The following is an 8,075-nucleotide window of genomic DNA, read 5'->3' on the forward strand; positions in this document are numbered from 1 at the left end:
ACCCTGCTGCAGCATGACCTCAACCTGATCGCCTATCATCTGCCGCTCGACGGTCACCCTGAGTTCGGCAACAACGCCCAATTGGCCAGGCGATTCGGCTGGACTGTCGACGGGCGCTTTGGCGAGCAGGAGATCGGTTGGCTGGGGCATCCGGCAAGCCCGAGCAGCGTTGCGCAGGTCGCCGAACGAGTCGGCCGCGAGTTGCAGCGTGCGCCATTGCTGATTGGTGAGGGCGAGCGACCAGTCAGCCGCGTCGGGTGGTGTTCGGGGGCAGCGCAAGGAATGTTCGAACAGGCCATCGCTGCCGGCGTCGACCTTTACCTGAGCGGCGAAATAGCGGAGCCCACCGTTCATCTGGCGCGCGAGTCCGGTGTCGCCTATCTCGCTGCCGGACACCATGCCAGCGAACGTTATGGTGTGCTGGCACTGGCCGGGCATCTGAGCGAACGCTTTGGTCTCGACTGCCAGTTCGTCGATATCGACAACCCCGTCTGAAGCACATCAAGGAGCGAGCATGAGTCACGTTTTTCCCCCTGCACCGCAGATCACTGTCCCCGTGGTCGGTAGCGACGCCCAGTTTCCGGTGCGCCGCGTCTACTGCGTCGGGCGCAATTACGCCGATCACGCGGCCGAAATGGGCGCCGACACGCGCGAACCACCTTTTTTCTTCAGCAAGCCGGCCGATGCGCTGGTCCCCGGTGGTGGCGACGTCCACTATCCTCCGGTCACCCGCGATCTGCAGCACGAGGTCGAGCTGGTGGTCGCCCTGGCCGCCGGCGGTGCCGACATTCCGGCGTCGGAGGCTCTGGCTTGCGTCTATGGTTACGCCGTCGGCCTGGACCTCACCCGGCGCGATCTGCAGCAGCGGGCGAAGGAAAAGGGACATCCCTGGGACATGGGCAAAGGCTTCGACCAGAGCGCGCCGATAGGCGCCATCGTCCCGCTGGCGGTGGCTGGCCATCCGGTGTGCGGCTCGATCTGGCTCAGGGTCAATGGCCGGTTGCGGCAGAGCGGAGATCTTGGACAGATGTCGTGGAAGGTCGCGGAAGTCATCGCCAATCTCTCGACCTATGTCGCATTGGCGCCAGGAGACCTGATCTTTACCGGTACCCCGGCCGGGGTATCGACCGTGCTGCGCGGCGATGTGCTGGAGGCCGGTGTGGCCGGAGTCGGCGAGCTCAGGGTCCGGCTGGTCTGATGAGCGACCGGGCACTCTTCCACGCCACTCGCCGGCTGCGCTGGCCGACAAAGGGCCATGCGGCCGCGCCGTATCGGAGTTCGACTGTCAATGTGATCCCAATTGCCGAGGAGCCTGCCATGCTGCTTGCCCGTTCTCTTGCCGCCCACCTTCGTCTCGCCGCGACCGGGAGTTGCCGGCTGGCTGCCGCGTTGCTTCTTGCCGTGACGCTCGCGCCCGCGTTGGCCGAAGGGATCGAACCCCTGACCAAGGGACAAACCGTGTACCTGCCGATCTACTCCGAAATCCGGCATGGCAACATCGGCCCCAAGGGAAAGTCCGAAACCAGCCTGATGTCGGTGCTGGTCAGTGTGCGTAACACCGATCCCAACAACCCCATTCGCGTTGTCTCCGCGAACTACTACAACACCGATGGTGTTCTGCTGCGCAACTCGGTGCCGACCCCCAGGGCCATTCCGCCGTTTGGTACCCTCGAACTGTTCATCGAACTGCGCGAGAGCCTCGGCGGTTCAGGTGCCAACTATGCGATCAAATGGGATGCTGCCGCCGCAGTATCGCAACCGACCATCGAAGCGCTGCATTCGCGCTTCCAGGCCGGATACTCCGTCGCTTTCATCTCACGTGGCCGCGCGATTTCCGAACCGTGAGGGCCGCTGTCCGGTGACTGAAGACCTGGCAGGTCGAGAAACCCGGACCCGCAGCGTGTCCGACAGCCAGCCACTGATCCGGCTCACGACAACGCCGGAGGACCACCGCATCGCGCAGCTCGCCGCGGCGGCGATCGGTCTGTCGCTGGTCGACGCGGCGATCCCCTTGCCGCTGCCCGGCGTCAAGCCCGGTCTGGCGAACATCGTGACGCTGATCGTCCTGGCACGGCACGGTTGGGTCGCCGCCGCCTGGGTCACCGGTCTGCGCGTCTTTGCCGGCAGTCTGCTGCTCGGCTACTTTCTTTCGCCTGGTTTCTTCATGAGCCTGTGCGGTGCGCTGTGCAGCCTGTTGACCCTGTCGCTCGCCTGCCGTCTGCCGCGCCGCTGGTTCGGGCCGGTGAGCTGGAGTATTCTGGCGGCCTTGGCCCATATCGCTGGCCAGTTGTTGTTGGCGCGCCTGTGGCTGATTCCGCATGACGGACTTTTCCTCCTGCTGCCGGTATTCGCACTGGCCGCCTGCGTCTTCGGCATCATCAACGGCCTGATCGCCGCGCGTCTGCTCAACGAACTGCCGATCATGGAACGTCAGGTCGAACATGTCTGAAACCATCTGTCTCGCCTTTACCGGTGCCTCCGGCATGCCCTATGGCCTGCGCCTGCTCGAATGCCTGCTGGCCGCGCGCTGCCGGGTCCAGCTTCTGTACTCCCAAGTGGCGCAGATTGTCGCCAGGCAGGAGCTGGGGCTGGAGCTGCCGGCCCGCGCCAGCGAGGCGTGCGCTGTTCTGCAGGAACGTTATCGGGACTTGCCCGGCGGGCTGGAGGTCTATGGACGCGAGGAATGGTTTGCGCCGCTGGCCAGCGGCTCCAGCCCGCCCGACGCGATGGTCATCTGCCCGTGTTCAATGGGGACGCTGGCAGCAGTTGCCCAGGGTCTGGCCAGCAAGCTGATCGAGCGCGCCGCCGATGTCGTGCTCAAGGAAGGCCGTAAGCTGATCCTGGTGCCGCGCGAAACTCCCTTGTCGACCATTCATATCGAGAACATGTTGCGCCTGTCGCGAGCTGGCGCGGTGATCCTGCCACCCAATCCCGGTTTCTACCACCAGCCGCAGCGGGTCGAGGATCTGGTGGACTTCGTCGTCGCCCGCATCCTCGATCAACTTGGTGTCGAGCACGCGCTGATGCAGCGCTGGGGTGACAGCGAGACTGCCCGGTGAGCGGGAACGAGCCGCCAGACCAGTCGGAGCCGTTTGTTGCCAGCAAGCCGGTGCGCCTGGCCATCCCGCTCTTCCCGCTCGGCGCCGTCCTTTGTCCGGGAGGTCTGCTGCCTCTCAAGGTATTCGAGCAGCGCTACCTGGACATGGTGGCAGCCTGCCTGAAGGAGCAGTCGGCGTTCGGTGTCTGCCTGATCGCCAGCGGTGGTGAGGTCGGTGTGCCGGCGGCACCGCAGCCTGTCGGTACGCTGGCACATATCGTCGAGGTCGACATGCCGCAATTGGGCATCATGTTGCTCAAGGTGCGCGGTGGTCGCCGCTTTCGCATCGAGCGCCACCTGCCGATCACCGCCAGCCTGCAACGGGCGACGGTGCTGTTGCTCGACGAACCGCCAGCGCAGCCGGTTCCGCCGGGGCACCAGGGGCTGGTGCTGCTGCTGCGAAAAATCGCCGACGAACTTGGCGAGCAGCGACTGCCCGCACCGCATGCCTTCGACGATGCGAGCTGGGTAGGTTACCGGCTGACCGAGATTCTGCCCTTGCAGATCCTGGCCAGGCAGAAACTGCTTGCCCTGCAGGATCCGCTCCTGCGTCTGCGGGCGCTCTCGATCTGGCTGGCGCAGCGCGTAGCGAACAGCGAGCCCTGATGCGCGGCGTGTGCTCCGCGCCGGCACTGGTCCTGATCTTCTGCGGTGCAGAGGCCTTTTCGATGGCCGGCTTTGCCTTGGTGCCGTCGCTCCTGCCGCAACTGTCGCGGCAATGGTCGCTGTCGGCAACGCAGGGTGGCTGGCTTGGCGGCATCTTTTTCCTCGGCTATATTCTGGCGGTCCCGCTGCTGGTCAGCCTGACCGACCGTATTGACGCCCGCCGCGTCTATCTCGCCAGCGCCGGCCTGAGCGGCTTGGCCCTGGCCGGCTTCGCCCTGTTCAGCAACGGCTTTGCTGCCGCTCTTGCCTGGTGGTGGCTTGCCGGTCTCGGCCTGGCGGGAACCTACATGCCCGGCTTGAAGGCTTTGACCGACCGCCTGCCGATGACCAGTCAATCGCGAGGCACCGCCTTCTACACCGCCACCTTTGGCGTTGGCGCTGGTCTGTCATATCTCTGGATCGAACTTTTGCAGGGCCTCTTGCCCTGGTCGGCACTGTTTGCCGTGGCGGCGGCCTGTGCTTTTCTCTCCGTCCTGCTCGTCTGGCTGGGGGTCGCGGCAGTCGCCAGACCAGCCGGCCCACGCGGCGGGCACAGTCATTGGCGTGCCGTCCTCGGCGACCGGCGAGTCCTGGCTTTCTGTGGTGGCTACTTCGGCCACAATTGGGAACTCTTCGGCTTCCGCGCCTGGCTTGTCGCCTACCTGACCTGGACCCATGCCAGGTCGCCGGATGCGTGGACCTCGATGCCGGGCTTGATTGCCGCGTTGGCCACCTTTCTTGCCGTTCCAGCCAGCATCCTGGGCAATGAGGGCGCGCATCGCTGGGGCCGCCGTCGCTGGCTGCAGGGTGTCATGCCTCTGTCGTGCTGCCTGGCCCTTGTCGTAAGCTGCTCGGGCGATCGGTCCAGTCACTTTCTGGTAGTCTTGTTGCTGGTTTATGCGGCAAGCATGAATCTTGATTCGGCGGCGCTGACCGCCGGACTGCTTACTGAAACAACGCCTGAAAAACGCGGCACGGCGCTCGCCCTGTACTCCACGATCGGCTTTGCCGGCGGTTTCATCGGGCCGCTCGCTTTCGGGGTCGCGCTCGATGCCTGCGGCCGCGCCAGTCAGGCCGGCTGGGCTGCCGGCTTTGTGACCCTCGCCTGTGGTGTCGCTTTCGGGCGTTGGGCAATCGGCCGGAGCGGTTCGCCGCCGGCGGTCATGGAACACTGAGCGAGCGCCGAGCGGACTTCGCCAGTCTGGTGCGCTGGGTGAGTGCCACGCGGATGGTTCCTTGCCTTCGCCAGCAAAGTCTTGCAGTATTGCCCGATGACTGAAGCAAACCCGATCCCGATTCGTCGTCGCCCGCGTCGCACCTTGCTGGTCGGTCTTGCCTGCCTGGTGCTGATGGTGTTGCAACTGCTCGCCTACCAGGTGTGGCTGAGCTACCGTGAGCAGATCGACGAGGCGGGCACGCGAACGCGGAACTACGCGGCAATCTTCGAGACTCATCTCGATGCGACGCTGCGCCGCACTGACGCCATTCTGCACGAGCTGGCGCACGACCTTCCGGCCCGCGCCCTGAGTCGTCAGATCCCCGCCGCCGATGTCGAGCGCATCAACGGTGAACTCGACGCGCACCTGACGAACTTCGACGAGCTGGTCGGCTTGCGGGTGTTCGATGTCCATGGAGAACTGCTGTACAGCTCCGACCGGGCCAATACGCCGGCTTTCAACGTCGCCGACCGCGATTATTTCATCAACCTGCGGGACACTCCGCAAGCCAGATTGTTCTTCTCCGAAGTTCTGGTGTCGCGGGCCACCGGCCGTTCCAGCATGATCATCACACGCGCCCTGCGCGACGCGCAGGGCGTCTTCGTCGGCATCGTCAGCGTCGTGTTCGATCTGGTTCGCTACCAGGAGATTTTTCGCTCGGTTGATCTGCAGGGCGGGGGAACGATTGCTCTGCGCCGTAGCGACGACCACCGGCAGGTGGTGCGCTGGCCGCCGTTGCCCGGCAAGGAGAACGAGGCATTGCAGATGCAGCACCCGCTGCGCCAAACGATGGACACCGGCGCAAGAACGGGTACGTTGCGATTCACCGCCCAGACGGACGGGGTTGATCGTATCTACAGCTTTCACCGGCTTGATCGCTATCCGTTCTATTTCGCCATCGGGCTCAGCGTCGATGATGTCCTTGCCGGCTGGCGGACTCAGACCTGGGTGGTGGGGGCTTCCTCCGTTCTTCTGCTGGCGCTGTTCGGGGGGATGCTGCTACGCCTTTGGCGTACCGAGGAACGCGAGGGGGAAATCCTGGCGGACCTGGTCGACAGCGAGCGACGGCAGCGGGAAAAGGGCGAGCGGCTGACGGTGTTCGAGCGCCTCGCGGAGAATGCCGGTCAGGGAATCGCCATGGCGCAGGCTGACGGCAGGCTGCATTACGCCAACCCCGCCCTGCGCCGCATGCTGGACATCCCGGCCGACGCCGCGTGCAGCGACTATTCGTTCGACCGTTTCTACAGTGCAGAGAACGCGGAGCGACTGCGCCACGAGGTCCTGCCATCGGTCATCCGGCATGGTCAATGGACCGGTGAACTAGCGCTGACGGCGCGCGACGGGCACCAGATCCCGACCATCCAGACCTTGTTTACCGTGCACCACGCAGAGGACGGCACGCCGGTCATCGCCAACGTTCTTGCCGACCTCAGCGAGCGTCAACAGATGGAGGAGCGCAACCGCCAGTTGCTGGCCGAGCTGCAGACCCTGCTGGGCAATGCACTGGTCGGCATCGTTCACCTCCGGCAACGACGAGTCGTGTCGTGCAACCGACGCCTCGAGGAGATCTTTGGCTATCGGCCAGGTGAGCTGCTTGACGAGTCGTCGGAACGTTTCTATCCGAGCCACGAGGTTTTCGAGAAGGTGGGTGAGCGCGCCTACGCGGTGGCTGCCGAAGGCCGCAACTTCAGCACCGAACTGATGCTCCGACGCAAGGACGGCAGTCTCTTCTGGGGCGCTCTGACCGGCCGGGCGATCGACCCGGGCAAGCCGCTGGATGGCAGCATCTGGGTTTTTGCAGACATCTCCGAGCGTCAGCAGGCAGAAGAGGAATCGCGGCATTTGCTGCAGGCGGTCGAGCAGAGCCCGGTGGCCATCGTCATCACCGATTGCAGTGGCGAGATCGAGTACGTCAACCCGAGTTTCACCAAGGTGACCGGGTACTCGCGGCTCGAAGCGATTGGTCAGAATCCGCGCATCCTGAAATCGGGGGAGACCCCGAATGAAACCTATCGCACGCTTTGGCAGACCCTTCTCGAAGGCAAGGTATGGACGGGGCTGCTGCACAACAAGCGCAAGAATGGCACCCTCTTCTGGGAAAAGGCATCGATTGCACCAGTTATCGGTGATCACGGCGAGGTGACGCATTACCTGGCGGTCAAGGAAGACGTCACCGAGCGCCTGTTGGCCGAGAAACAGTTGCGGGAGAGCGAGGAGGCCTTCCGCCGTCTGTTCGAGGATGCCAAGGATCCCTTGCTGCTGCTCAAGGACGGAGCTTTCATGGATTGCAACACGGCCACCCTGGAGCTGCTTGGCTATGCCTCCAAGAAGGATTTTCTCGGCTGCAGCCCGGATGAAATCTCGCCCACCTGCCAGGCCGATGGACAGTCGTCAAGGGATAAGGCGGCCGTCATGATCGGCACCGCGCTACGCTGCGGTTACCATCGCTTCGAGTGGATCCACCAGCGTCGCAATGGCGAACCGGTGCCGGTGGAGGTTACCCTGACGCCGATCACCCTGCGCGGCGAGGTCATCCTGCACACCATCTGGCGCGACATCAGCGAGCGCCGAGTTACCGAGCGGCGTCTGCGCCTGCTGGCGGCGGTGTTCGAACACAGTGCCGAGGCGATCATGGTGAGCGACCGGAACAATCGCATTCTCGAGGTCAACCAGGCTTTTTCCCGCCTGACCGGCTATGTTCCCGAAGATGTGCGCGGGACCGACCCCCGCCGCCTGTCGTCGGGACGCTCGTCGCCGGAAGAATATCGAGCCATGTGGCAGGCGATCACGAGCAGTGGCCATTGGCAGGGCGAAATCTGGGACCGCCGCAAGGATGGTACGGTTTACCCGAAATGGCTTTCGATCTCCACCATCCGCGGCGCGGATGGCAACATCGAGAACTACATCGGCAGTTTCGTGGATATCTCCGAACGCAAGGCGACCGAGGAACGGATCAGCCATCTTGCACATTTCGACACCCTGACCGATCTGCCCAACCGTTCGAACCTGCAAGGCCGCCTCGAGCAGGCGCTGGCTTCGGCGCGGCGGGAGCAAGGTTCGCTGGCCGTGATGTTCCTTGACCTCGATCACTTCAAGAACATCAACGACACCCTCGG

General features: G+C 64.2%; 8 protein-coding genes. All 8 read left to right on the forward strand.

The features are described from left to right. On the forward strand, positions 1 to 495 hold a 495-nt coding region (locus JNK99_RS00790), incomplete at its 5' end, for a Nif3-like dinuclear metal center hexameric protein (protein WP_291847213.1). A 19-nt stretch (positions 496 to 514) separates the two neighbouring features. Beyond that, a complete protein-coding gene (locus JNK99_RS00795) occupies positions 515 to 1,198 on the forward strand; it encodes a fumarylacetoacetate hydrolase family protein (protein WP_291847215.1) in 684 nt (227 codons plus the stop codon). Between the two features lie 119 nt (positions 1,199 to 1,317). Then, positions 1,318 to 1,845 (forward strand): DUF3124 domain-containing protein, encoded by a 528-nt coding sequence (locus JNK99_RS00800; protein WP_291847218.1) that lies wholly within the window; start codon positions 1,318 to 1,320, stop codon positions 1,843 to 1,845. A 55-nt stretch (positions 1,846 to 1,900) separates the two neighbouring features. Then, complete coding sequence (locus tag JNK99_RS00805) at positions 1,901 to 2,449, forward strand: Gx transporter family protein (RefSeq protein WP_291847221.1); 549 nt, start codon at positions 1,901 to 1,903, stop codon at positions 2,447 to 2,449. After that, the gene (locus tag JNK99_RS00810) at positions 2,442 to 3,059 is read left to right on the forward strand and encodes a flavin prenyltransferase UbiX (protein WP_291847224.1); all 618 of its coding nucleotides are present in this window, start codon (positions 2,442 to 2,444) and stop codon (positions 3,057 to 3,059) included. The genes JNK99_RS00805 and JNK99_RS00810 overlap by 8 nt, the downstream gene beginning before the upstream one ends. Then, a complete protein-coding gene (locus JNK99_RS00815; protein ID WP_291847227.1) occupies positions 3,056 to 3,703 on the forward strand; it encodes an LON peptidase substrate-binding domain-containing protein in 648 nt (215 codons plus the stop codon). The genes JNK99_RS00810 and JNK99_RS00815 overlap by 4 nt, the downstream gene beginning before the upstream one ends. Then, entirely contained in the window at positions 3,703 to 4,917 is a 1,215-nt protein-coding gene (locus tag JNK99_RS00820; RefSeq protein WP_291847229.1) for an MFS transporter, read from the forward strand. Before JNK99_RS00815 ends, JNK99_RS00820 begins: the two co-directional genes overlap by 1 nt. 96 nt (positions 4,918 to 5,013) lie before the next feature. Next, a partial coding sequence (locus JNK99_RS00825) for a PAS domain S-box protein (protein WP_291847231.1) occupies positions 5,014 to 8,075 on the forward strand: 3,062 nt, incomplete at its 3' end.

The sequence above is a fragment of the Accumulibacter sp. genome (genome assembly GCF_016789985.1).
GTDB lineage: Bacteria > Pseudomonadota > Gammaproteobacteria > Burkholderiales > Rhodocyclaceae > Accumulibacter.